The organism is Bifidobacterium crudilactis, from assembly GCF_000738005.1.
GTDB classification, from domain to species: Bacteria; Actinomycetota; Actinomycetes; order Actinomycetales; family Bifidobacteriaceae; genus Bombiscardovia; species Bombiscardovia crudilactis.
On the sequence record NZ_JHAL01000002.1, the window covers coordinates 1,432,361 to 1,456,481 of the forward strand.

Annotated in this window: 20 protein-coding genes; 3 read left to right on the forward strand and 17 right to left on the reverse strand. The window is 59.1% G+C overall.

Annotated elements, in window-relative coordinates:
* Positions 1–267: 267 nt before the first annotated feature.
* Complete coding sequence (locus DB51_RS08060; RefSeq protein ID WP_034253125.1) at positions 268–879, reverse strand: hypothetical protein; 612 nt, start codon at positions 877–879, stop codon at positions 268–270.
* A 50-nt stretch (positions 880–929) separates the two neighbouring features.
* Positions 930–1,868 (reverse strand): HhH-GPD family protein, encoded by a 939-nt coding sequence (locus tag DB51_RS08065; protein ID WP_084674637.1) that lies wholly within the window; start codon positions 1,866–1,868, stop codon positions 930–932.
* Between the two features lie 238 nt (positions 1,869–2,106).
* On the opposite strand from DB51_RS08065, the gene DB51_RS08070 reads away from it, so the two are divergent.
* Positions 2,107–2,706, forward strand: a complete 600-nt coding sequence (locus tag DB51_RS08070; RefSeq protein ID WP_156958329.1) for a tRNA (cytidine(34)-2'-O)-methyltransferase — start codon at positions 2,107–2,109, stop codon at positions 2,704–2,706.
* 74 nt (positions 2,707–2,780) lie between these two features.
* On the opposite strand, the gene pdxT is transcribed toward DB51_RS08070, so the two are convergent.
* The 8 genes from pdxT to DB51_RS08110 form a co-directional block, all read right to left on the reverse strand.
* Complete coding sequence (gene pdxT, locus DB51_RS08075; RefSeq protein WP_034253127.1) at positions 2,781–3,389, reverse strand: pyridoxal 5'-phosphate synthase glutaminase subunit PdxT; 609 nt, start codon at positions 3,387–3,389, stop codon at positions 2,781–2,783.
* Positions 3,386–4,261 carry a pyridoxal 5'-phosphate synthase lyase subunit PdxS gene (pdxS, locus tag DB51_RS08080; RefSeq protein WP_034254343.1) on the reverse strand — a complete coding sequence of 292 codons (876 nt, stop codon included), beginning with the start codon at positions 4,259–4,261 and terminating at the stop codon, positions 3,386–3,388. The genes pdxT and pdxS overlap by 4 nt, the downstream gene beginning before the upstream one ends.
* A gap of 152 nt (positions 4,262–4,413) precedes the next feature.
* Positions 4,414–5,778: a PFL family protein gene (locus DB51_RS08085; RefSeq protein ID WP_034253130.1), complete on the reverse strand. Its 1,365-nt coding sequence runs from the start codon at positions 5,776–5,778 to the stop codon at positions 4,414–4,416.
* Positions 5,779–5,826: 48 nt separating this feature from the next.
* Entirely contained in the window at positions 5,827–6,099 is a 273-nt protein-coding gene (locus DB51_RS08090) for an ACT domain-containing protein (protein WP_034253133.1), read from the reverse strand.
* Positions 6,100–6,242: 143 nt separating this feature from the next.
* Positions 6,243–7,493: a galactokinase gene (gene galK / locus DB51_RS08095; RefSeq protein ID WP_034253135.1), complete on the reverse strand. Its 1,251-nt coding sequence runs from the start codon at positions 7,491–7,493 to the stop codon at positions 6,243–6,245.
* Positions 7,494–7,512: 19 nt separating this feature from the next.
* Positions 7,513–8,781 (reverse strand): galactose-1-phosphate uridylyltransferase, encoded by a 1,269-nt coding sequence (galT, locus tag DB51_RS08100; protein ID WP_034253138.1) that lies wholly within the window; start codon positions 8,779–8,781, stop codon positions 7,513–7,515.
* Positions 8,782–8,783: 2 nt separating this feature from the next.
* Positions 8,784–9,590 (reverse strand): DeoR/GlpR family DNA-binding transcription regulator, encoded by an 807-nt coding sequence (locus tag DB51_RS08105; protein ID WP_034253140.1) that lies wholly within the window; start codon positions 9,588–9,590, stop codon positions 8,784–8,786.
* Between the two features lie 71 nt (positions 9,591–9,661).
* Positions 9,662–10,435, reverse strand: coding sequence for a polyprenol monophosphomannose synthase (locus DB51_RS08110; protein WP_238548333.1), 774 nt, complete (start codon positions 10,433–10,435; stop codon positions 9,662–9,664).
* A 410-nt stretch (positions 10,436–10,845) separates the two neighbouring features.
* On the opposite strand from DB51_RS08110, the gene DB51_RS08120 reads away from it, so the two are divergent.
* Together DB51_RS08120 and DB51_RS08125 are read left to right on the forward strand one after the other, a co-directional pair.
* Positions 10,846–11,361, forward strand: a complete 516-nt coding sequence (locus DB51_RS08120) for a YbaK/EbsC family protein (RefSeq protein WP_051867389.1) — start codon at positions 10,846–10,848, stop codon at positions 11,359–11,361.
* Between the two features lie 168 nt (positions 11,362–11,529).
* Positions 11,530–12,675, forward strand: a complete 1,146-nt coding sequence (locus DB51_RS08125) for a quinone-dependent dihydroorotate dehydrogenase (RefSeq protein WP_034254350.1) — start codon at positions 11,530–11,532, stop codon at positions 12,673–12,675.
* Positions 12,676–12,835: 160 nt separating this feature from the next.
* On the opposite strand, the gene DB51_RS08130 is transcribed toward DB51_RS08125, so the two are convergent.
* The 7 genes from DB51_RS08130 to DB51_RS08160 all read right to left on the reverse strand — a co-directional run bounded on the left by DB51_RS08130 (position 12,836) and on the right by DB51_RS08160 (position 24,051).
* The gene (locus DB51_RS08130) at positions 12,836–13,954 is read right to left on the reverse strand and encodes a DUF2075 domain-containing protein (protein ID WP_162174635.1); all 1,119 of its coding nucleotides are present in this window, start codon (positions 13,952–13,954) and stop codon (positions 12,836–12,838) included.
* A gap of 181 nt (positions 13,955–14,135) precedes the next feature.
* The gene (locus tag DB51_RS08135) at positions 14,136–15,533 is read right to left on the reverse strand and encodes an NADH:flavin oxidoreductase/NADH oxidase (RefSeq protein ID WP_084674639.1); all 1,398 of its coding nucleotides are present in this window, start codon (positions 15,531–15,533) and stop codon (positions 14,136–14,138) included.
* 266 nt (positions 15,534–15,799) lie between these two features.
* Positions 15,800–17,962: a transglycosylase domain-containing protein gene (locus tag DB51_RS08140; protein ID WP_034254359.1), complete on the reverse strand. Its 2,163-nt coding sequence runs from the start codon at positions 17,960–17,962 to the stop codon at positions 15,800–15,802.
* 68 nt (positions 17,963–18,030) lie between these two features.
* The gene (locus tag DB51_RS08145; protein WP_084674640.1) at positions 18,031–18,789 is read right to left on the reverse strand and encodes a Crp/Fnr family transcriptional regulator; all 759 of its coding nucleotides are present in this window, start codon (positions 18,787–18,789) and stop codon (positions 18,031–18,033) included.
* A 25-nt stretch (positions 18,790–18,814) separates the two neighbouring features.
* The gene (locus DB51_RS08150) at positions 18,815–20,050 is read right to left on the reverse strand and encodes a lipoate--protein ligase family protein (protein ID WP_156958287.1); all 1,236 of its coding nucleotides are present in this window, start codon (positions 20,048–20,050) and stop codon (positions 18,815–18,817) included.
* A 112-nt stretch (positions 20,051–20,162) separates the two neighbouring features.
* Positions 20,163–21,209: a 3-isopropylmalate dehydrogenase gene (locus DB51_RS08155; RefSeq protein WP_034253144.1), complete on the reverse strand. Its 1,047-nt coding sequence runs from the start codon at positions 21,207–21,209 to the stop codon at positions 20,163–20,165.
* A 265-nt stretch (positions 21,210–21,474) separates the two neighbouring features.
* Complete coding sequence (locus DB51_RS08160) at positions 21,475–24,051, reverse strand: S9 family peptidase (RefSeq protein ID WP_084674742.1); 2,577 nt, start codon at positions 24,049–24,051, stop codon at positions 21,475–21,477.
* Positions 24,052–24,121: the final 70 nt, after the last annotated feature.

Here is a 24,121-nt window from a genome sequence, read left to right on the forward strand (position 1 = left end):
GCCTGGAAAACGCCTCATGGCCACCATATGCCGATTCGCGGGCATTTCCCCAATGATGCATGCCCGCTATATGACACACTTCACGCAGAGTCACAAGAATAGCACACCATACCACACCTCACAAGTGCGAAGTGTCGCATCTAGCTATTCATGGAACCCCACGGGATAACTGCACTAAAAGGACAGCTTTTTGCCCAGAAAACTCCGAAAAAGCTGTCCTTTTAGTGCAGTTATCTATGTTGAGGCGCGGAAGCAGCGGAGCAGCGGCTATTGCACCACCACGGAAACGGGATCGGACTGGACTTTGTCGTCGCCCTTCAAGGACAGCTTCGCCACATAGGTGCCGCGCTCCACATTGGGCAAGGCAGAATCCTGCTGGCACTGCTCACCGGTCGAGTTGGCATTCCAGGTCAACGTCTGGATGTCCTTGTCGTTGCCGGTCATCAGCAGCATGCGGCTGTTCGCCGGGCAGGAATCCGAGTGCCAGACTGTTTCGTTGCCGGATGTGATGGTCAGCACACGAGAAGCGTCCGAACCGTCGATCAGGCAGCTCACCGAACCGTGGTGCTTGATGGTCGCCGTGAACTTGACCGAACCGCCGAGCGACAACGTAGGCGAGCTTGCGCTGAGATCGAGATCGAGATCATTGGCGGTGCAGTTCTTCACGCCCGAAACCTCTTTCGGACTGGGAGCCGCCTGCCGTGATATGGCATTGATGTCGTCCTTGTTGATTGCGTAGTTCACCGCGCCGACACCCTTGACCAGAAGCCACACGATTCCCCAGCACAACACCACGGCCACAACCGCGAGCACAGCTGCGACAATCCTGCGACGTCGGTAGATGCGACGCTGTTTTGCACTGATCCTTCGCTTGGCCATAGTCCCGAGTCTACGACGAGAGCCGTGACAGACCCCTCTTCAACGCCCCATCAGGGGAAGGAAATCGAGGAATCATGATGAATAACTATCAGCCCGTCATCATCCAAAGAAGCCAGGCAAGCATCCAACTGCCCGGTAACGGACCACAACGCGTCGAGTTCGTCCCTGCTCACCCGGGCATCTGCAGGACGACTGCGCAAGGCGTCGAGAATAATCCCTCTGACCTGTCGGTCCGTTCCCTTGAAGCGCTGACGCGGCCTTGTCGGACGATCACCCAGACCGGGCTTACCGGCCGCATTGAAAGCGCACAGTCCAGCCAACGGGCAGCTCTCGCACAGCGGCTTTCGAGCCGTACAGACCAGGGCGCCCAACTCCATCACGGATTGGTTCCACAGCACGGACTCACGCGCGTCATCGGGCAGCACCGTGTTGGCCAGACTGCGCTCCTCCACCGTTGACGCTCCGCCCTGGGACTCCACCCCGAGAAACACCCGTGACAGTACGCGACGGATATTGGTGTCCACCACCGCAATCCGTTCGCCGAAGGCGAAGCTCATCACCGCGCTCGCCGTGTAATCCCCCACTCCGGGCAACCCGGTGAGGCGCTCGTACGTGGACGGCAACGCATCGTCATAGTCTTCGCCGACCACGCGGGCGCATGATTGCAGCCTGAGAGCGCGCCGCGGGTACCCCAGTTTTCCCCACGCCGTAATGACCTCGGCCGGGCTGGCTTCCGCCAACGCGCGGGCATCCGGCCACACCGCCATCCACGCCTGCCAATAGGGCACGACTCGGCTCATCTGGGTCTGCTGGCTCATGACCTCGGAAACCAGAACACCCCAAGGCGTGGTTCTGCCGAAACGCCACGGCAGATCTCGTGCATTCGCATCCCACCAGGGGAAAAGGTCCTGCCGAACCAGCACGGCATCCGTCGCGGAACCGCCCGCCTCTTCACCACGTGTCTGTCGGTCGTCATACCTACCGGTCATATGCCCATCACGATTGACCAGCCTAGCCGATTCCCACAGCTTCACCGCTTCCAGGACGCTTCGAGCGATATATGAAAGTCGACGGACGCCAGAACATCGTGTGCTGTCGTTCTTCGCTTCTATTCTTGCCCCTGTGAGCAATCAGGAACAGACAGCATCCAGCAGCGCAGAGCGGAACGACACCTCGGCGGCACCACGTACCGGCAACGAATCCCCAGCCGAGGGCGCGGTGGAAAGCATGTACGAGTACGGTTACCGCAAATCCACAGTCCGTACCGACGAACTCGTCACCGATGCCCATGGCAATCCGATCAGCGTTGTGGATGCGATGCTCAAGGCCGAGGACGCCGCGAAATCCACGACAATCACCCCTCACCTGTGCTATTACTCGCCTCGCATTCCGGGCAATACGGGTTCTGCCATCCGCCTGTGCGCCGTGACCGGAACGATTCTGCACTTGGTGGAACCCCTGGGCTTCAATCTGCACGACACCAAACTCCGTCGCGCCGGTCTGGACTATCACGATATGGCACATGTGGTGCTGCACCCGAACTTCCAGAGCCTGGTCGACTCCATGCCGGGATCACGCATCATCGCCTTCACCGCGAACGCCACGAAACTCTATACCGAAGTGCAATACCGCCCCACGGATATTCTGCTGTTCGGCCCCGAACCGGGCGATATTCCCGATCCGATGGATATTATGGGCGGCCCTCATGTGGCGGAGCAGGTGCGGCTGCCGATGCGTCCCTCCCTGCGAAGCCTGAACCTGACCAATTGCGCGTCAATCGCCATATACGAAGCCTGGCGTCAGCTCGATTTCAGCGGCGGCAACTAAGCCCGCGAGCCGGGTGGCAGCATGCACGGCGCGGGCACCCGGACAAGGCGTGCGCAAGCGGAATGAGCTGGTGTCTAGCGCGCTGCGCGGCGCCCCCGCACCAGATTGTCCAGGAAATATCGGTGCGTTGACAGGTCGTCGTTCAATTCAGGGTGGAAGGACGTGACCAGCATGGCGTCCTGGCGTGCGGCCACGATATGTCCGTCCACACGTGCCAGAACCTCGACGCCATCCCCCACGCTGTCGATATACGGTGCTCGGATGAAGGTCATCGGTATCTCCCCGACATCCGCCATCGCTCCCCTGGTCGCGAACGAACCTAGCTGACGTCCATATGCGTTGCGCTTCGCGACGATGTCCATGACCGCAAGATGACTTTCGCCATCCTCCACCTGCTTTGCCAGCAGCAGCAGGCCCGCACATGTCCCGAACACGGGCAGGCCGCCCACAAGCCGCTCCCGCAAAGCCTCCAGCATCCCCAGGTCGCGCAGCAGCTTGCCCTGCACGGTTGATTCTCCACCGGGAAGCACCAAACCGTCCATATCCTCATCAAGATCGCTGAGCTGACGTATCTGCACGGTCGAAGCCCCGAGCTGCGACAGCATACGCTGGTGTTCGGCGAACGCCCCTTGCAGGGCGAGCACACCGATACGAGGTGCGAATGCCTGCGTTTCTGCGCTCACTTGCCACGCTCCGCCATCAGCACCGCGATTTCGTTCTCGTTGATGCCGACCATCGCCTCGCCCAGTCCTTCGGAGACCCTTGCCACCAGATCCCAGTCCTGGTAGTTGGTCGTCGCCTGCACGATTGCAGAGGCCCTTTGCGCAGGATCGCCCGATTTGAAGATTCCCGAACCGACGAATACGCCTTCCGCACCCAGCTGCATCATCAGCGAGGCATCGGCTGGCGTGGCCACACCACCTGCAGCGAAATTGACCACCGGCAAACGGCCGTGGTCATGCACCGAACGCAGCAGTTCGACCGGGACCTCAAGCTGCTTCGCCTTCTCGAAGAGTTCGTCGTCGCGCAGTCCGGCGACCTCGCGAATCTGCCTGTTCATCTCGCGCATATGACGCACGGCCTGCACCACGTCGCCGGTTCCCGGTTCTCCTTTGGTCCGAATCATCGAGGCACCCTCCGCAATCCTGCGAAGCGCCTCTCCGAGATTCTTCGCGCCGCAGACGAACGGCACGCTGAATTGGGTTTTGTCGATATGGTAGACGTCATCCGCCGGTGTGAGCACCTCGGACTCGTCGATGTAATCGATGTCAAGGGCCTGCAGAACCTGCGCCTCAACGAAATGCCCGATGCGGACCTTCGCCATGACCGGAATCGACACGGCCTTCTGGATGCCGCGAATCATCTTCGGGTCACTCATGCGCGAGACTCCGCCCGCGGCACGAATATCGGCGGGGATGCGCTCCAACGCCATCACCGCGCAGGCTCCGGCATCCTGGGCTATCTCCGCCTGCTCCGGTGTGGTGACGTCCATGATGACGCCGCCTTTGAGCATTTGGGCAAGGTTTTTGTTCAGTTCATAGCGATTGTCGGTCATGATGGCAAGGATACACATCGTCCGTTTTCAGGTACGCAACACGGCCACATTCCACCGCAAAAAGATAACTGCAATACAAGGACAGTTTTTCACAGGAATATCCGTGTATGTACTGTCCTTGTATTGCAGTTATCTCTCAGTATCGCTGTGTATCAGTTTTTGAAGCTGTGAATCGGGGCCGGGATTCTTCCGCCACGGCTGACGAAGGCCTCGCAGCTCTTCTGATTGACCGGCATAATCGGAGCACGGCCCAGGAGTCCGCCGAATTCGGCCATATCGCCGACACCTTTGCCGATCACCGGAATCACGCGCACTGCCGTGGTCTTCTGATTGATCATCCCGATGGCGGATTCATCGGCGATGATGCCTGAGATGGTGCTGGCGGTGGTGTCGCCCGGAATCGCGATCATGTCGAGACCGACGCTGCACACACAGGTCATCGCTTCCAATTTCTCGATGGTAAGGCAGCCCGATGCTGCGGCATCGATCATGTTCTTGTCCTCGGATACAGGGATGAAGGCGCCGGAGAGTCCGCCCACATAGCTGGATGCCATGATGCCGCCCTTCTTGACCTGATCGTTGAGCAGGGCCAGCGCGGCGGTCGTTCCGGGAGCACCGACCTGTTCCAAGCCCATCTCTTCGAGCACTTCGCCGACCGAATCCCCCACTGCCGGTGTCGGAGCCAGAGACAGGTCGATGATGCCGAAGGGCACACCCAGGCGCTTGCTGGCTTCCTGGGCCACCAACTGCCCGACACGGGTGATTTTGAATGCGGTGCGTTTGATGGTCTCGCACAGCACACCGAAATCCTTGCCTCGAGCAGACTCCAAGGCCGTCCGCACCACACCGGGACCGGATACGCCGACGTTGATCACGGCGTCGCCCTCCGTGACGCCGTGGAAGCCACCTGCCATGAAGGGGTTGTCGTCAGGAGCGTTGCAGAAAATCACCAGCTTCGAATTGCCCGAACTGTCGGTATCGGCGGTGGCCTGCGAGACCTCGAGAATCTTGCGTCCGACCAGAGCCACGGCATCCATATCGATGCCGGTTTTGGTCGAGCCGACGTTCACGCTGGCACACACGCGCTCGGTCTCCGAAAGAGCCTGCGGCAGCGATTCGATCAGCAGCCGTTCCGTAGGAGTCATGGACTTGCTCACCAGCGCGGAATACCCGCCGATGAAGTTCACGCCGACTTCCTTGGCGACCTTGTCGAGAGTGTGGGCGATCTGCACATAATCGTCCACGCTGCTGCATGCGCTCGCCGCGACCAGTGAGATGGGGGTTACCGTGATGCGCTTGTTGACGATGGGGATGCCGTATTCACGCTCGATGGCCTCACCGGTGGAAACCAGATTCTTCGCATAGCTCGTGATTTTCTGATAGATATTGGTTCGCAACGTCGCCAGATCGTCGCTGGCGCAATCCAACAGGCTGATGCCCATCGTGATGGTGCGCACGTCGAGCTTCTCCTGCTCGATCATCTGATTGGTCTCGTGGACCTCCATGATATTCAGCATGGCTGTCTTCACCTTTCCTTGTGCTGTGGATGCATATCGGCCGATGACTCAGACACGATGCATTCCGGTGAAGATCTCTTCTCGCTGGCAACGGATGCGAACGCCGATCTCTTCTCCGAGACCGTCGAGATCCGCCACGATGTCCCCGAATTCCTTGTCGGAGGAGCTGTAGTCAACGATCATCATCATGTTGAAGAAACCATCGATGATGGTCTGTGATATATCGAGGACGTTGGTCTTGTGCTCGGACAGATAGGTGCATACGCGCGCGATGATGCCTACCGTGTCTTGTCCGACGACGGTGATGATTGCCTTGTTCATGGGGGTTCTCCTGGATACGCCTTGCTGAGATTTGGGAACTCCCCCAGTATATGTGCGAGGCCGCCAAAGCATCCGGGCAAAAGAACGGGCCGTCGAATCCGCAACTCACCGTCAACGGATTCGACGGCCCGGCCTCACATCATCTAGCGCACCTTGCGCGCCGAGTCAGAAGCGACCGCTGCGAGTGCACGAGGTGCATGGAAACCCTGCCGAGCGAATTCGTCCGCAATCAGCTGGGCCAGCTTCTCGCTCTCGCCAGAATTCACCAGCGCGATAATCGAACCGCCGAATCCGCCTCCGGTCATTCTCGCCCCATACGCCCCGTTCTTGCGGGCCACGTCGACAGCCACATCGAGTTCGGGCACGGTCACCTCATAATCCGCCTTGAGCGAGTCATGGGATGCGTTGAACAAGCGTCCGGCCTCTTCGACCTGTCCGTTGGCGAATGCCCTGACGAAGCTGCGGACGCGTGCTATCTCGGTGACCACATGACGCACACGCTTCTTCATCACCTCATCGGGCAAGGCATCCAGGGTCTCCTTCAGGGATTGGAAGGGGTCGTCGGATTTGGCGATGCCGTCGGCTGTGACACGCAGATTGGCGACCTTGAGCACTTTGGCAGCCTCTTCGCAGCAGGCCCTGCGCTCGGCATACTGCCCGTCGTTCAACTGGTGGGGAGCCTGTGTATCCACGACCAGCAGTTCCAGCCCATGCGCACTGAGGTCAAAGGGCTGCTGCGAGGTGTTCTCCAGAGGCGTGAGTTCCGGACGGCAATCCAGCAGCAAGGCGTGGCCGGCCGTGCAGCGCATCGAGGCGTTCTGGTCCAGTCCACCAGTACTCGCTCCTGCCATATCGTTTTCGGATTTCATGGCCGACTCAATCAGGATCACGCGTCCTGCGTCCGAAGCGCCGTAACCGAGGGCGAACACGTCGTCCAATGCGAGCGCCGTCGAGCAGGTCATGGCCGCCGAAGAGCTCAGACCCGAGCCGAGCGGCACGCATGAGGCGAATGCGGCGTCGAAGCCTTGGACTTGCGAGAATCCCATGCTGCGCAGCGCCCAGGCCACACCCACCGGATATGCCGCCCACCCGTCCACTCCACGAGCTTCGAGGCCATTGAGGTCTACTTCCTGAAAGCTGGTGGGGTCCACATCCGAGACGACGCGCACTATGCCGTCCGTCCTGGGTTTGAGGGCTATGAAAGTCCGGTGCGGCAGGGCTATGGGCAGGCAGAGCCCCGCATTGTAGTCGGTATGCTCTCCGATGAGGTTGACTCTGCCGGGAGCGTTCCACACCCCGCTCTCATCCTCGCCGAAGGTGTGGCGGAACAGCTCGGACGCTTTGTCCGATCCTTCGTCGTCTGTAAGGGCTTTGATGAACTGCACTGTTGACATCTCTGCGTTCCTTCCTGCTCTATGCGTCTAAATCGACCGGACCGAGCTCGTGGAAGCGAGCAGCGATTTTCTCCGGTGTGGTGTCCGAAATCCAGGCACCCATGCCTGATTCCGAACCTGCCAGATATTTGATTTTGTTGGGCGACCTGCGGAAGGAGAAGAACTGCAGGTTCAACCGATAGTTTTCTCGCCTGGAATCATGCAGCGGTGCCTGGTGCCATGCCGAAATGTAGGGCAGATCCATGCCTTTGCCGTCACCGGTGTCGAAGAAGGCGTTGCCGCGCTTCAGGAGCGTGGAGTACATCTGCGCCAGTCCCCAGCGTTCGTCGTCATCGAGCTGGTCGATGCTGAGCACACCGTCTCGGACGGGTGCCACGTGAACCTCCAGTGGCCATCGGGCTGCGGCGGGGACGTAGGCCACCCAGTCATGATTGCGGAACACGATGCGTTCCTCGGCATCGAGTTCGGCCTTGAGGATGTCCTTGAGCAGATTCCCACCGGTGCGCTCATGGTATTCCTCGGTGTGCTGAAGCTCGGTCTCCATACGGGGGGCCACGAAAGGATAGCAGTAGATCTGTCCGTGAGGATGAGCGAGTGAGACGCCTATCTCCTGACCGTGGTTTTCGAAGGGGAAAATCTGCTCGATGCCGTCAAGCGCCGAAATCTCCGCCGTTCGGAAGGCCCATGCCTCGACCACCGTGCGGATGCGCTCGACGGGGAGGTCAGCGGGAAGGGCGTCTTCTTTCGGGTCGAAGCACACGACTTCGCAGCGACCGTTGGCTATCTGCTGTTCCCAGAGGGCGTTGCCGTCGACCTGCGTGGTGACTGCCGGAACGCCGGGAACCTGCATCATCGAAGGGAAACGGTTTTCGAATACGACGACGTTGTAGTCGGTATCGGGAACCTCGCCATCCTGGTACGGGTCGCCGGGTTTGCGAGCGGCAAGGGGGTTCCCGCTTGCGGTCGCACCCGGCCCTGCGGTAATGGGACGGTTCATGCGGGCCGTCGCCATAGGTATCCACTCTCCGGTGAGAGGGTCCTTGCGCATCTGGGGCGCCTGCACGGGCACCTCGCGACCCTCGGCGTCCAGATGCGGCGCGAAACGGTCGGTCAGAGGACGCGGATCGTGGAGTTCGCGGGTGCGCTTGCCCGATACGAATTCAGGATCGTCATCAAGATAGAAGAAGTCACGTCCGTCGGCAAGAGTCGTCGGTGTGATGCGGATATGCTCTGATGCGTACTGCGCCGGTTGATACTGCGCGGACTGATAAGCAACGGCATTGCTCATTATTACTGCTCGCTTCCTTCGCTGTTCTCGGCCTGATGGGCCAGGACGAGTTCTTTGACCAGTTTTCGGGTGGCCTCGATGGATTCTGCATCCAGCTCGTCGTCGGTGACGACGGCGCTGACCTGCTCGAAGTTGGCGAAGAGGGACAGCGATGTGCTGCTCCACTTCGTGTGATCGGTAAGGATGATGGTGTTGTCGGCAATGTCCATCATCGCCATGTCCGTGGCGGCTTCCAGGGAGTTCGGCATGAGGAATCCTCTGGGAATCGACACAGAATGCGTGCCCAGGAACACCGTGTTGACTCGCAGCGATGCGACGACCTTGTCGGCTATGGGACCCACCAGTGAATTGGAACGGGTGATGACGCCGCCCGTGACGATGACCTCGACGTCCTTGCTTTCCAGAGCCTGCACGAGCTCAGCGACCGGAATCGAGTTGGTGAGGATCGTGATGCCCGCGGAACGTCGGCTTTCCAGCAGATGCTGGGCGAACACGTACGCCGTCGTGCCGCCGCCTATGGCAATCACGTCTCCGGGAGACACGTAGGTCAGGGCCTTTTTGGCGATGGCGTCCTTCAGACCGATGTCCATCTGCGACTTCACGGAGAACAGGGGTTCTGCAAGCAAGGTGCTTGTGGTCACCGCACCGCCGTGAACGCGTTTGAGCAACCCTTTGTCGGCCAGCTCCGCGATGTCGCGTCGGATGGTCATTGCGGAAACGCCCAATTCCTTGGATAACGCGGTGATACGCACCGCTCCACGGGTGCGCAGCCTGCTGAGAATCAGATGCTGGCGTTGTGATGATATCATTCGAACATTATCGCACACATTCGCGCACGATTACAACTTCTGATGTAACGTTTCTTGCGTTTCACTCAGTATTATGAGCGTTTCACCATTCTCTCAGCGCCCCAGACCGTCACACGCATCATCGCCTCAAGCACAATGCCCGAACCCATTTTGGAATTGCCGTGTGTCCGCTCTATGAACGCAATCGGTATTTCCAGAATCCTCGCACCAACCTGATGCGCCCGTCTGGTCATGTCGACCTGGAACACGTAGCCGTTCGCCTCGATGCCATCCAGATCAATCTCTCTCAGCAAATCCGCACGATAGGCTCTGAAACCTGCCGTCACATCCTTTACGGGCAGTCCGAGCATGCGTCTTGCATACCAGGAACCGGACCTGGAAATCACATCTCTCAGCAAGGGCCAATTCACCGTCTGCCCTCCTTTGACCCTGCGCGAACCTATCACCAGGTCAACGTGCGGATTGCGCTCCATCACATCAAGCATCCGAGCCAGGTCCAATGGACGATGGGAGCCATCCATGTCCATTTCACAAATCACGTCGTAGCGACGGTCCAAGGCCCAATGGAAGCCTTCCAGATATGCCGGGCCCAGACCATTCTTGGCTTGGCGATGCAGCACATGCAGACGCGGCTCCCCCTGAGCCATGAAATCCGCCATCCTCCCGGTGCCGTCAGGGGAATTGTCATCGACGACAAGCACCTCGGCATCACGCGTGGATGAGAAAATACCCGAAAGCGTAGTCCTGAGATTGTCGATCTCGTTGTATGTGGGCATAACCACCAACACTTTGCTGTGTGACGGCGAAAGCTCATCGACATGCTGAACAGTCTTGTCCGACATCATGCACCCCCTGCAGTATTCACTACAACAGTACTGTGCGCAACGCGAGTATCCACATGGAATGCTCGAAGCCGCCCGAGAAAACGCACATCGCGATGCTCTCCGGCACTCTCGATATGAAATCGGCAGCCGCATAGACAGGGACATGCCGATAAAGGTTCACCTCGAGCAATTTCTGCAGAGGGATAAGGGTATTGCACGAAACGACGGTGACACATGCCAATTCACGAGTACTCGATCGCATCCGCCTCGTAAGGAGAAAGCACCTTGTCGATAAGCTCCTGACTCTCCCCGTGCCTCTGCGCGTGCAGTGCTGGCGATCACCCATCTGCCGGTGTTCGGATGCCCGACTACAATACCGGGTGCTGGCGGCCGATTGACGGTTACCAGCACACGTAACCATGAGGAGGGTCATGTCAGTCACCATCGCCGACGTCGAGCATCTGTTGGATTCGCTGAAGCTTGCGTACAGAGTCGAGCATCACGCGCCCATCACCTCCATTCAGGAAGCCATGGAGTCAGGTCTGCTGAGCGATTTGGGAATGACGACCGGAAGCATGGTGAAGAACCTGTTACTCACGGACACCACCGGCGAATGCTATCTGCTTGTCGCACCGGGCATGGGCAGGGTCGATCTCAAGGGCATGGCACGACATCTCGGATGCACCCGCCTGAGTTTCGCGTCACTGAAGACCTTCGGGGCGGTGTTCGGCACATCCAAAGGCCAGGTCACCATGTTCGACCTGCTCGATGGCGACGAGCGCGTCAAGCGAGTGCATCTTGTAGTCGATTCCAGGGTGGCTCTCATACCAGGCGACACGGCGTTTCATGTAGATTCGAACACTGTTTCGGTACTTGTCAGAGCACAGGACGTCCCGGTGATCGCCCTGACCATCCAACCCACGTACCTGACATACCCCGAAGTCTGAATATGACAGAGACGCCGCGCGACAGGCGCTGGCATCAGCTTCGCCGCCCTGCACCTCACATGGTCGATTTCGAGGAGCCTCCAACAAGAACGGGCGCACGCGCCCCTCGACGGCTTCGCCGCAAGACGACATCTGAGCACCAAAGCCGTCATGTGCGAGAATAGGTTCATGCAGTACGTATCAGAATCAACTGCCAGAGACGCAGTGAATAAGGCAAGTACGGACTTGTTCTCCTTCGTGTACAAGCATGCCGTGAAACCCATCGTGTTCAACCAGCCACCGGACACCGCACACGACCAGATGATCTCATTCTGTCGCACCGCCGGTACCATTCCTCCGCTGATGTGGATGCTTCGACAGATGCTGGACTACACCGACCCGGCATTGGAGTGCGAGGTCATGGGACTGCACTTCGCCAACCCCTTCGGACTCTCCGCAGGATTGGACAAGAACTGCGATCTGTCAACCGTTCTGGATGCCGCGGGGTTCGGATTCGAGACCGTGGGGTCGACCACTTCACGCCCCTGCGCAGGCAACGAGCGTCCCTGGTTCCACAGACTCCCCGAATACGACTCGATGATGGTTCACGTCGGACTTGCCAACGACGGCTCCCAGAAGGTCATTCCACGCGTCGAAAAGGCCTACACCAAAGCCAGAAGCATGGCCCTGTCGATTTCAATCGCCCGCACCAATGACGAGCTCTGCGGCGACATCGACGAAGGCATAGAGGACTATCGCATATCGTTGGAACGCGCGGCCGGGCGATCCTCGATGGTGGAAATCAACATCTCCTGCCCCAACACCCATGTAGGCGAACCCTTCAACGAAAGCCCCGAGAACCTCGATAGGCTGTTCGCCTCATTGGACACCGTCGCGCACGAGCAGCCGCTGCTCGTCAAAATGCCCTTGAACAAGAGCTGGGCCGAGTTCAAGGCTTTGCTCGACGTGCTGGCGGAGCACAACGTTCAGGGCGTATCCATCGCCAATCTGCAGAAGGACCGCACCGGACTTGCGGTGCCGATGCAATGGGAGGGCGGCCTGTCGGGCGGCCCCTGCTACCAGGGAAGCAATGCTCTGATAGCCCAGACCCGCCGTGAATTCGGCGAAAGGTTCGCCATTGCAGGAATAGGCGGCGTGTTCACTCCGGAGCAGGCATACGAAAAGATTCGCCTTGGGTCCAGTCTGGTCATGTTCCTCTCCTCGCTGATGTTCAGAGGCCCGCAGCAGATCAGCCTGTTCAAACGCGGATTGGTGGAGCTGCTGCATCGGGACGGTTTCGACAACGTAGCGCAGGCGGTCGGCAGCGGGCTGTGATGAACTGAGCCGTGGTACGCCAGAACCGTGGTACCCAAAGCCGTCCCGACCCGTGCACCGCGGTTCTGCACGGGTCGCACATCATGGAAGGTCCGGCAGCGTACAGGTCAGACACCACAGCAATCGCCATCGTCCGCAAGACAGACAGCTCACCGCGGGCTTACGCTCCTATCAGCGCTTCACGAAGTCCCGTGTCATGGGCATACAGGAACAATCCTTTTCTCGCCCTGGTCAGCAGCGTCATCAAGGCATTGCGCAACAGACGTTGGCGCATGCTCTCGATATCCTGCGGGGAATACCCCTGCTGCCTGAGGTGCGAGACTCCTACGAACGCCGCCTGATCCTGGTACAGGTCGGGCCTGACGTGCAGTTTGCCGTCCTCCCCCAGCACATTGGAAGGCCCGAGAATCACACCTGCCCAATCAAGATCCAGACCCTGAATCGTATACACGGAACCGACCTCGTCAAGCGTTTCCGGCCTGTCAGGCCATGACAAGGCCGCTTGGGGTTCATAGCGGTCCCATCGGATGCGCAGACCCGGCTCCTCGATGAAATAATCCTTGCCATCGAGACGGTAGGGATAGTCATAGGTGCTCAGCATCCGCGACGTACCGTGTTCAGCATGCTCGACCACGGCATCTCGCATGGCTCCCGCATCGGAGAACACCTTCATATCAAAATGCTCATCCCCGCAAGGAGGAGGCGTAACCCTGCCCTCCCCGTTCAGCAGGCGCCGTATCCAATCTCGGACGGCATCAGAGGCCCCCATGCGATGCTGGTTGCCGAGACTGAAATTGACGATTTCGGCATCACCGAGAGCGCGTTTCAGGACGGTGTCATCCCACATGCTGCGCATCCTCAGGACCTGCGTCCCATCGTAGGCGAGCACCGTAATGCGGCTGAGTCGGACGATTTCCGCCAGCTGGTTGTCAGCCATGAAATGCGTATACGGGTTCGGCTGCGTCAGCAGCAGATGCGCCTCGTCCACCAGAGCCACATCGGCACCGGCACCCTGCTTGTCAGCCGCATTGATATATGACGTCGGGCGCAATACCTGGGATTTTCGCAGAACGGTCATATCACCGGCGAAATCACGGTATCGTCTCCACATCTCCGCATGATTGACCATCATGCGTATCGTGGAATCCGCAAGGGGGTCGCCGAGCGCTCTTCGCCTGCTCCGTTCGGACAACATCTGGAACAACGAAGCCAGAAGCGCACTTTTCCCGGTCCCGGCCACACCATGGACAAGCGCTACGACAGGGCGATGCGCTGGCACCGAAAGCGTTCGTTCACAAAGCTCCACAATGTCGTCGAACACAGCCTGCTGAGTTGAATCCAGAGAATGCATACACACTCAACGGGACTGTAATACGCAAGAGGGACGCTCCGCTGCGAGTCCGATTGAACCTCCCTGTTCAATCCCTCGCAGCGTGCGTCCTACGTCACGCCCGCAGGCGCTAGCGTTTGGTACCGTAGGCACCCCTCGCATACTGCTCCGGATAAGGAATTTCGGAAGGCTTCAACCCCAGTTTGTAGGACGCGCGCAACGGCCAGTACGGGTCACGCAAGGCCGCACGACCGATTTCAACGGCATCGGCCTGCCCCTTGCGCACGATGCGCGCCGCTTGTTTGGCTTTGGTAATCAGTCCAACCGCCGTTGTGGGTATCAGTGCCTTCTCACGAATCTCGTGCGCAAAAGGCACCTGATAGTTGGGTTGGGCGGGAATCGTCACGCCGGAGATAATTCCTCCGGTGGAGACATCAACCAAATCCACACCATGGTTTTTCATGACCTTGGCCGTTTCGATGGTCTGATCGAGATCCCAGCCGCCCGCAGCCCAATCGGTTGCAGAGATACGCACCAGAAGCGGCATATCGTCGGGAATCTCTCCACGCACCGCATCGACGATGTCGATGAGGAAACGCATGCGATTCTCCAGCGAGCCACCGTATTCGTCACTCCTCTGGTTGCTCAGAGGATCGAGGAACTGGGAGATGAGATAGCCATGAGCCGCATGGAGCTCAATCGCCTGAAAGCCTGTGCGCACGGCCCTTCCGGCCGCATACCTGAACTGATCGACGATGGCATGAATCTCGTCCACACTCAGCTCGCGCGGCACATCATAATGTCCGTAGGCAATCGGACTGGGGGCGACCGTCTTCCAACCACCCTCGCTTTCGGGGACGGTGGCGTTGATATGACCGGTGGGCACGCACCCGGTGGAGGCCTTTCGACCGGCATGATTGAGCTGAACCGCAGCTACGGCACCCGCCTTCTTCACATCATCGACTATCCAGCGCCACGCATCGATCTGTCCGTCATCCCACAGGCCCACATCGCACGGTGAAATACGACCCTCGGGACTGACGGCAGTCGACTCCACGATAACCATCCCGAATCCACCCATCGCGCGGGATACGTAATGCTGATAGTGGAAGCGCGTCGGCCGCCCATCCCTGTCGAAGGCCGAATACATATCCATCGGGGGCATCCATATCCGGTTGCGCGTGGTGACGCCACGCAAGTTGAGCGGCGACAACAGGCTTGGTGGCTCTACGGCATCGGCGGATGCCCTGCTCAGCGAATCACCGGTTTTGCCGGACTTGACCTTGCGGCTCTTGCGGTCCTTGTTGCGCCGCTTCTTGTCTTTCCCCTTCGCGGTCTTGCCATGTTCCTTGTCTGCATCGTCATCGTCATTCACTGAAGGGTCACTGGATTTGCCCAAAGCGGAAGCGGCATCCAAGGAATCCCACTCTTCCGCGCCGTCCTGGAGCTGTTCGGAAATCTCCGTCTCCTCCGACTTCGCATTTTCATCATTGACCTTCGCGAAAGCCTCATCGTCCTGTTGTGCCATGTCAGACCTTCCTCTGTCCGGGCTGTGCTCGATGCACGCACATGCACTGCCATTCTACATTCGAGAGCCCCTCTGTATTCAAAGGACAAAGCACGCCCACGGCGGAATCTCGGAGGACAAGCGGAGGTATTCGGCGCTGCACACACCTTGGAAGGAACGCTCCAAGCTCAGAGGAAAATGCAACAGCCCGCTCGCACTCCGGAAGCGCGGACGGGCTGCATGACGAAGCACATCGACAATTGCGTCGACCGCTCCCCTGCCGTGCCTTAGTTACCTGTTGTGGAGCTGGATGAGCTGCTTCCCGAACTGGTCATCGCAGCACCCATGTACTTCGCGTCGGGGTTGCCGTAGCTGTTGTCTGCCGGCGTATTGCTGTCCGCGAGGTAGCTGTTCATGAAGGTCTTCCATGCAGGAGTAGCGATATAAGCGCCGTACCATGTGCCGTGATAGACACCGTTGATGGTCTTGTTGTTGAAGGACACCTGTGACTCGGCGTTGCCGACCGCCACATACGCCGCCACAGAAGGTACGAAACCGCCCGTAAGCATATACGTATCCTCGTTCGTTCCGGTCTTCGCGAAGGTCTTGCGACCTCCGTCCAGTTGCGTATCCGCAGCCTCACCACCGCTTTGCACAACACCCTGGTTCATCGCGTAGGCAACCGTCTGGGCGATACCCGGCTCGATGGCCTGGTGACAGTTTGCGGAAGGCACCTTCAACTGCTTGCCGTCCTTGTCCACAACCTTCTTCAGGGCGATTGGCGTGCAGGCGACCCCGTTCGCCGCGATGGTCGCATACACATTCGCCATCGTCAACGGCGACGCCTGAACGGTTCCGATCACCATAGGAGGGTTGTACGAGTTGGCGGAGAAGATATCCTCCTGCCCCTCGGGCGAATTATGGTAGCCCATGACCTTGGCGGTGTTGGCTATTTGCTTGAGGCCGATGATCTGTGCCATCGACGCCTGAGTCGTGTTATGAGAACGAATCAGACCCTGGAGCGGAGTCTCGGGCGATGTGGTGCCACCGCCGGAGTTCTGCACAGACCATGTGCCGGTTCCCGAATAGTCGGGGAAGGAGCTCAGACTGTAGGAAGTCGAGGTACGCAGCGACTGGTTGATGGACTTTCCTGCACCCATCCATGCCGCAAGGTTGATGGGCTTCCACGTCGAACCGACCTGGAATCCCCAACCGCCTCCGTCCGCCTCGTCCACGGCGTAGTTGATGGCGGTTTTGGTACCTCCGCCGGAGTCCTGTGAAGCGTCATACGTCCTGTTGATGCCGAAGCCAAGAACCTCTCCGGTACCTGGCTTGATGGCGGCGATCGTCACCTCGAAGCCTGTCGGGTCCTCCACCGGAATCGTGGCTCTCGCCGCCTTCATGGCATCGCTGTTCGCATTTACATCCATCGTGGAGTATATTTCCAAACCACCTTGCTTCAGCAGCTTGTCACGGTCCTCCTGCGTCTTGCCGAATTCCGAGGAGTTCAGGATCTGCTTGGTCACGTAGTCGCAGAAATATGCCGCATCCCCTGCAGCCTGGCAGCCTGCCGCCACGCTCTGCACGTTCAGCGTCGAGGCGATTGGCGTCGCTTTGGCTTCGTCACGATCCTTGGCGTTGATATAACCCTGCTGGTACATCAGGTCAAGCACGATGTTGCGCTGTTCCTGAGATTGCTCCGGGTTGGCCGTCGGATCGTAACCGGTCGGGTTCTTCGTAATCGCGGCGATGGTCGCGGACTCTACGATATTCAGATCCTTGGCGCTCTTGTTGAAGAATCGTCTGGCCGCGGTTTCCACACCGTAGATGCCGTTGCCGAACTGCGCTATGTTCAGATAGCCCTGCAGGATTTCGGCCTTCGTGTATTTCTTTTCCATCTGCACGGCGATGAGCATCTCTCGCATCTTGCGTGCCACGGTCTCTTCCTGAGCGTGGTAGACCGCAATCGGATCATTGTCCTCCTCGGCCTCGCTCATCAGCACATTCTTCACATACTGCTGCGTCAGGGACGAACCACCCTGGGTATCGCCCTTCTTGACGTATGTCTGCACGAAAGCCCTGAACACACCCTGGATATCGACGCCGGCATGTTCGAAGAAGCGCCTGTCCTCACGGGCGACGACGGCCTTCTGCATATAGTCGGAGACCTCGTTGAGAGGAACCACGATGCGGTTCTGTGCGTAGAAGGTCGCAATAACCGTTTTACCGTCCGAAGCGTAGATGCGCGACTGCTGCGGCAGATCCGTCACATCGAAATCAATGCCCTGCGCCTGAAGCGACGGCATCAGGGACTTGGCTGCCCCATTCAGCCCGAACACTGCAGGTAGCAGGAAGCCGGAAGCGACGACGCCGCCCGCCGTACAGAAAATCAAGAAGGCGAGGATAAGGGTGAAAAAGCGTCTAACGGTCATAGGCTGGTTCTTCGGCATGCTGTTCATTCTAAAACCGGCTACCTACTAAGTATCCGAGAATGCTCTTTCTGCGAGCAATTTGCACACTACCTGCGCGAACGACGAATCAGCATCCCGGGCTGGAAGATGATGATGGATCGCCCCTTGCGCGAAATCCAGCCTCTGTTCGAGAAATCCATCAAGGCCTTGTTCACGGTTTCACGCGAGGAACCCACCAGCTGAGCCAGCTCCTCCTGAGTCAGGTCGTGAGGCACCATCAGTCCCGCCTCGATGGGTTCCCCGAAACGCATGGCGAGACTCAGCAGGGTCTTCGCCAGACGGGCCGGGACATCCATAAAGACCAGGTCGGATATTCGCTCGTTGTTGCTGCGCATACGGTTCGCCAGAACCTGCAGCATATCCACAGCGACGCGGGGATGATCGTTCAACCAGGTGAACAGATCCTCATGCTCAAGAACAGCGACTTTGGTGTGGTTGGTCATGGCCACCGCAGTCGCCGTCCTGGGACCGCCGTTCGGGTCGAAAACCGGTATCTCCCCGAGCACCTCGCCGCGACCGTGAATGCTCAGCAGCTGAACACGCCTGTCGGAAGCCTGCCGAATCAGTTTGACCCTGCCTTCTTCCAGCAGATACATGCGATGATCGGTATCGCCTTCGCGAAAAATGCTCTCGCCCTTGCCTATGGATGAGTATTTGAGGTGCGGCAGCAACAAATCGGCTTCCTGTTCGGAAACCTGGTTGAACAGGGCGGTTTGGAGTAAAGCGTTGCCGGGTTCTGGAATCTCATTGGGCTTGCGAATGATCACTCCACCTTCCTCCGCTCCTTCAGTCGTCCTCGACCACATGGTTCTGCTCGATTGTAACTCGCTTTCAGGCGATGCCGCGTGTCCAAGACTCCCTGGAGAAACGGGCGTCGTCAAGAACGGCGGCCTCCCGTGCGATACCGTCACTCACCGAAGCCTTGACAGCCCTCGGAATCGCCCGCAACAGATAGCTGATGAACGAGTCGATGATCTCCTCGCGTCCCAACCCTGATTGCGAGCGCAGAGGGTCCACGCGCCGGACCGCCGACTGCACGGCCTTGTACCGCATCTTCTCGCGGGAGACCTTGAGTATTCGAGACATTTTGACCGCATCGATGTCATAGGACATGGTCACATGATGCAGCACGGCTCCCGGACCACCGTCCTTGGGAAGGTAGCGGCGCTGAGCAGCCCCGCCGATTTTCCCTGCGGAGGATGAGATGTCGTTGATCGGCTCGTACCGTGCATCCACTCCTATCTCCCTCAGTGCGGCGAGAATCCAATCGTCGCAGCAGCGATATGACTGTTCTATGCTCATGCCTTCCACAAGGGACAGCGGTGCATACAGCGAGTATGTAATCGTATTGGCAGGTTCGACGAACATCGCCCCGCCACCGGTGACACGGCGAACAACGCCGACGCCTGCACGGCGGGCCTCTTCCAGGTCGACCTGATGGCTCAATGACTGGAACCGTCCGATGACCACCGTGGAGGCGGCCCATTCCCACATGCGAATCATCGGCCCACAGTCACCTCTGGCGACCGCCTGAGCAATCGCATGGTCGGTGGCCATCTGCCGTGAGGGCTGCAGGGGCTTGTCGTGAACCACGGCAAGGGGCATCGCCTGCCATCTTCCGCGGAATTCCTCAAGCAACTCTGCAGGCACGGCCACCTGCCGGAACGGGACCTGTGCCGTCTTGGCGGAATGCTCCTCAGACGCTTCCTCGTATGTTGCCGCGTCTACGGAATCGCCGTCCGCTGACGCCGTTTTCAGTGCCCGCTGGACCGCGAGAACAATCGTCTCCGGCGTGGCCCCTATGACCGGGGAGTCGCTCTGCTCGTCGAGTATCCCGCGAACACGTGCTGTCGCGGCATCCGCGTCGAATGGCAGCGCATCCCGTCCGAGCGACGTTTCGATGCTGTCGATGACACGGGGCGCGTCAAGACTGCCCTCTGCGAAGAAATCACCATCTAGCGTGCAGCTTGATATGCGGTCGCCGCACACGACGACATTCGCGGCGATCAGCTTGCCGCCTCGCATCTTGCACTCTCCGCGACCCTGCTGCTTCCTAGCCTGACCCATACTTCCCGACACCTCTCTCCACGACGCTCCCCATATCGTACGACAGTCTGAGTCTCAACAGTGCGCACTCGACAGTGTGCGCTTCGGTCGTCGGGTAATCAGAGTGGGATAATCAGATTCTGGCGAGGATATCCGCACTGACCTCTGCAGTGGTGCGCTTGGCGTCACCCGACTGCTCGATGTCGGCTTCAACGGCGCGTTCGATGCGTGCAGCCGGTTCTTCCAAGCCCAGATGCCTCAACAGCATGCCCGCCGACAGAATGGCTGCGGTGGGGTTGGCGATGCCCTTCCCCGCGATATCGGGCGCCGATCCATGGATGGGTTCGAACATGGAGGGATACTCATTCGACGCATTGATGTTGCCCGAGGCCGAATATCCGACTCCGCCCACGACCGCACCCGCCTCATCGGTAAGGATGTCCCCGAAGAGGTTATCGGTGAGGATGACGTCGAAACGGCCCGGATCGGTGACGATGAAGATGGTGGCCGCATCGATGTGCTGGTAGTCGTGGGTGACCTCGGGGTATTCTTCGGCCACCTTGTCCACCAGACGCTGCCACATATCACCCGCGTTGGTCAGCACATTCTTCTTATGGACCAGAGTCACATGCTTGCGGCGTTTCATGGCGAGGTCGAAAGCATAACGAATGACCCGCTCAGCGCCGAAGGCCGTATTCAACGACACCTCGGTGGCCACCTCCTGCGGGGTCCCGCGACGTATCGCACCACCTGCACCGACATACAGACCCTCGGTACCTTCACGCACCACGACGAAGTCGATGGTTCCGGGGTTGGCCAGCGGCGAAGTCACGCCCTTGAAAAGCTTGGACGGCCTGAGATTCACATACTGGTCCAACGCGAAGCGCAGTTTGAGCAGCAGACCTCGTTCGAGCACGCCTGGCGTCACCCGCGGGTCTCCGACGGCACCCAGAAGAATCGCGTCCGTATGCTTGATGCGCTCCAAATCGTCTTCGGGCAAAATGGCGCCATCCCTCAGATAGCGTTCCGCTCCAAGGTCGAAGGGCTCATAGCCGAACTTGGCGAAGCCTTCCGATGCTTTGTCAAGCGCGGCCTGCGCGTGGGGAACGATTTCCTTGCCGATGCCGTCTCCTGGGATGACGGCGATGCGATATTCCTGCTCTGTGCTGTTCTCACTCATAAACCCGAGAATATGCAGCCCCCGCTTTCACGATGCAAGCGATTCCGTCAATTGGACAGATTCATGGTCACAGCTCAGGTCGAAGCTAGTCGGATGAGATGGGCTCTTCCGTTTGCCGTGTAAGGGCAGAATGAGATAACTGCACTAAAAGGACAGCTTTTCTGAGAAATTATTACCACATTGCTGTCCTTTTAGTGCAGTTATCTCATTCGCGGGACCGATGACGGAGCAGTTCCGAGAGCAAAGCCATGCAGGACAGGTTCAATCAGTCCTTGAAGCCCATCACCGCAAGGCACCAGGCGTTTTCCAGAGCGAGCTCCTTCCACTGCTTGTACCGTCCGCTCGCACCGCCGTGACCTGCCTCCACCTCGATTTTCACGATGGCATCCGCGTCAACCTGCGGCTCCTGCAGACGGGCCACCCACTTGAGCGGCTCGACGTAGAGCACTCGCGTATCGTTCATCGAGGTCGTGGCAAGAATCTTCGGGAACTGTGTGGTGCCGAAGCGTTCCTGGCGTTCCGCGGCATCCTGAACGTTCTCGTACGGCGAGTAGGACTTCATATAGTCATAGACCTGCCGGTCGTGCAGAGGGTCTCCCCACTCGTCCCATTCGGTGACCGTCAGTGGCAAATCAGGGTCCAGAATCGATGTGAGCGCATCGACGAAGGGAACATCCGCTTCGATGCCCGCATACAGATGCGGAGCCATGTTGGCTATCGCTCCCATCAGCAGCCCGCCCGCCGAGCCTCCGTTGGCGACGGTGCGCCTGGCATCCGCGATGCCATGCTCCTGCAAGGCAGCGGTGACATCCACGAAATCCTCGAAGGTATGCTTCTTGTTCAACCTGCGGCCCTGCTCATACCAGGCTCTCCCCATTTCACCGCCGCCGCGCACATGGGCGACCGCATAGATGACTCCACGGTCGAGCAAGCTCAACCTTGCGGGAGAGAAAAAGGGGTCCGAGCTGCATTCGTAGGCTCCATACGCCGTGATGAACATCGCTGACGCCGTGTCGCCCTGATTCCCCAGGTCGAGTAGCGCGGAGCCGGCGGGGAAGTCAGCGCAGCCCCCTACACCCTCGCTTGCGGATACGAAGGTGGTGTCGGTCAATCCGCGTTCGTCACTCGCATCCAGACTGGGCACCAAGCCCTGCCTCCACACCAAGGAGACCGGCACACGCTGACCGTCCCTCACCCGAACCCATACCCTGCGTTCCGCATATCGCCGGGCATTGAAATCACCCGGCACCTCGGCCTGTTTCAGCAGCACGTCCTCACCGGTGACGGGGTCGTATTCGCGCAATTGCGCAGGATTGGTATAGCTGCTCAGGCTGTAGCGCATCCGGGGCGTCAGATATGACGGATTGCCACCGGCTCCGATGGAGAACATGGCCTGCGAAGCATTGCCGCCGAAAGCCGCGTCACCGGAAGTCCTGCCACTTGATGAAGGTGCAGTCATCTCGGCGAATTCCCACGCTTCGCCAGCCAGGAAGTTCTTCGCGGCATCTTCCTTCGTCATCACCGCCAGATGGGGCAGACTATCCGCGCGATAGGCGAGCGTCACGAAATGCCGGTGCATCGACAAACCCTCGATGCCCAGACCGCGGGCGCCCTGCAATATCTCCGGGTTGCCGTCACGTCGACATGGTGCGTCTATGGGCAGACCGGCGTCAACGGCATCGGAAGCCTCGCACCCCGCAGAACTCCCCGCGACCACGCACACACCCTCGGTGAGACTGTACGGAGCCTTATGAGACCTCATGTCGATGACGTTCACCTGGAAATTCGGATTCAGGACGTTGTGATAGGTCAAAGCGAGGGGAATATCCTCACCATTCGCTCCGGCACCCTCAAAACGCGCAAAACTCACATCATATTCGACGCCCTCGCGCCGGGACACGAACACCTCGAAAGCTCCGGTCGGATTGTTTACAGGCAGGGTAAGCACCTCGGTGGTGGTTTTCGAACCTGTGGTGATGACGATGCGGCATTCGTCGAAGCTCATGCCGACACCGACCCAGAAACGCTCGTCGTGCTCGGTCCAGACCTCCACATCATGCGAACTGTCAGTGCCGACGCGATGCCTCCACACGCTGTACGGCCTCCATGAATCGTCGACCTTGACATAGAACACCCATCCGCCGTCGGGCGTGATCATCGCCCCGGCGGAGACCTGCTCGATGACCTCAGGCAGGTCTGCAGCACCGCCTTGCCCGGCCGACAAGGTCTCATCCGTCGCCTGCATATCTCTGATACGGAAGTCATAGCGTTCGTTACCGGTGGTGTCGGTACCATACAGCAGCCATCTGCCATCCGTGCTCATGTCCATTCCGCCGATACGGAAGAAATCATGGCCCTCGGATTCCCTGTTGGCATCGAATACGATTTCTTCGCCGGGCAGAGGGGTATTGTCGGCGCTGTCAACCTTCGGAGGATTCCAGTCCTGCTCGTCGACGACGGGCAGACGGCACTGCACCGCGTATTGCTGTCCCTCCATGATTCGTGTGTAATGCCAGAATCCGTGGAGTCTTACAGGGACGGACATATCGGTTTCCTTGATATGGGATTTCAGCTCTTCGAAGAGCACATCCCTGAAAGCGTGCAACTCACTCGTGCGGCTCTCGAAATACGCGTTCTGACCGGACACATAGCGTTGCGTACGCTCTGAGGCCTTGTCCCGCATCCATTCGTAAGGGTCGGTGAATACCTCTCCCCCGGCCTCTCTGCGCTTGGGAATCCGTTCCGCCCTGGGGACGGATTGAGCGGCCGTAAAGGCCGTTGCCTCCTCATGGTCACCGCTGGATGTCTTGCTCGTGTCTTGCGAGTCGCTACGTTCTGTCATGCATGAGATTATATGGTCATTCCTCAACATGATGGCATGAATCGCGGTCCTGACGCGGCTGTGCAGTGCC

Excerpts from the sequence above, each read along its gene's own strand:
- DB51_RS08150 (WP_156958287.1), bottom strand. The coding sequence starts at position 20,050 with ATGGGTCAGGCTAGGAAGCAGCAGGGTCGCGGAGAGTGCAAGATGCGA.
- galT (WP_034253138.1), bottom strand. The coding sequence starts at position 8,781 with ATGAGCAATGCCGTTGCTTATCAGTCCGCGCAGTATCAACCGGCGCAG.
- DB51_RS08145 (WP_084674640.1), bottom strand. The coding sequence starts at position 18,789 with ATGTGGTCGAGGACGACTGAAGGAGCGGAGGAAGGTGGAGTGATCATT.
- DB51_RS08070 (WP_156958329.1), top strand. The coding sequence starts at position 2,107 with ATGTACGAGTACGGTTACCGCAAATCCACAGTCCGTACCGACGAACTC.
- pdxS (WP_034254343.1), bottom strand. The coding sequence starts at position 4,261 with ATGACCGACAATCGCTATGAACTGAACAAAAACCTTGCCCAAATGCTC.
- DB51_RS08155 (WP_034253144.1), bottom strand. The coding sequence starts at position 21,209 with ATGAGTGAGAACAGCACAGAGCAGGAATATCGCATCGCCGTCATCCCA.
- DB51_RS08125 (WP_034254350.1), top strand. The coding sequence starts at position 11,530 with ATGCAGTACGTATCAGAATCAACTGCCAGAGACGCAGTGAATAAGGCA.
- galK (WP_034253135.1), bottom strand. The coding sequence starts at position 7,493 with ATGTCAACAGTGCAGTTCATCAAAGCCCTTACAGACGACGAAGGATCG.
- DB51_RS08060 (WP_034253125.1), bottom strand. The coding sequence starts at position 879 with ATGGCCAAGCGAAGGATCAGTGCAAAACAGCGTCGCATCTACCGACGT.
- DB51_RS08140 (WP_034254359.1), bottom strand. The coding sequence starts at position 17,962 with ATGCCGAAGAACCAGCCTATGACCGTTAGACGCTTTTTCACCCTTATC.
- DB51_RS08105 (WP_034253140.1), bottom strand. The coding sequence starts at position 9,590 with ATGATATCATCACAACGCCAGCATCTGATTCTCAGCAGGCTGCGCACC.
- DB51_RS08085 (WP_034253130.1), bottom strand. The coding sequence starts at position 5,778 with ATGCTGAATATCATGGAGGTCCACGAGACCAATCAGATGATCGAGCAG.
- DB51_RS08065 (WP_084674637.1), bottom strand. The coding sequence starts at position 1,868 with ATGACCGGTAGGTATGACGACCGACAGACACGTGGTGAAGAGGCGGGC.
- DB51_RS08160 (WP_084674742.1), bottom strand. The coding sequence starts at position 24,051 with ATGACAGAACGTAGCGACTCGCAAGACACGAGCAAGACATCCAGCGGT.
- DB51_RS08120 (WP_051867389.1), top strand. The coding sequence starts at position 10,846 with ATGTCAGTCACCATCGCCGACGTCGAGCATCTGTTGGATTCGCTGAAG.
- DB51_RS08110 (WP_238548333.1), bottom strand. The coding sequence starts at position 10,435 with ATGATGTCGGACAAGACTGTTCAGCATGTCGATGAGCTTTCGCCGTCA.
- DB51_RS08135 (WP_084674639.1), bottom strand. The coding sequence starts at position 15,533 with ATGGCACAACAGGACGATGAGGCTTTCGCGAAGGTCAATGATGAAAAT.
- DB51_RS08090 (WP_034253133.1), bottom strand. The coding sequence starts at position 6,099 with ATGAACAAGGCAATCATCACCGTCGTCGGACAAGACACGGTAGGCATC.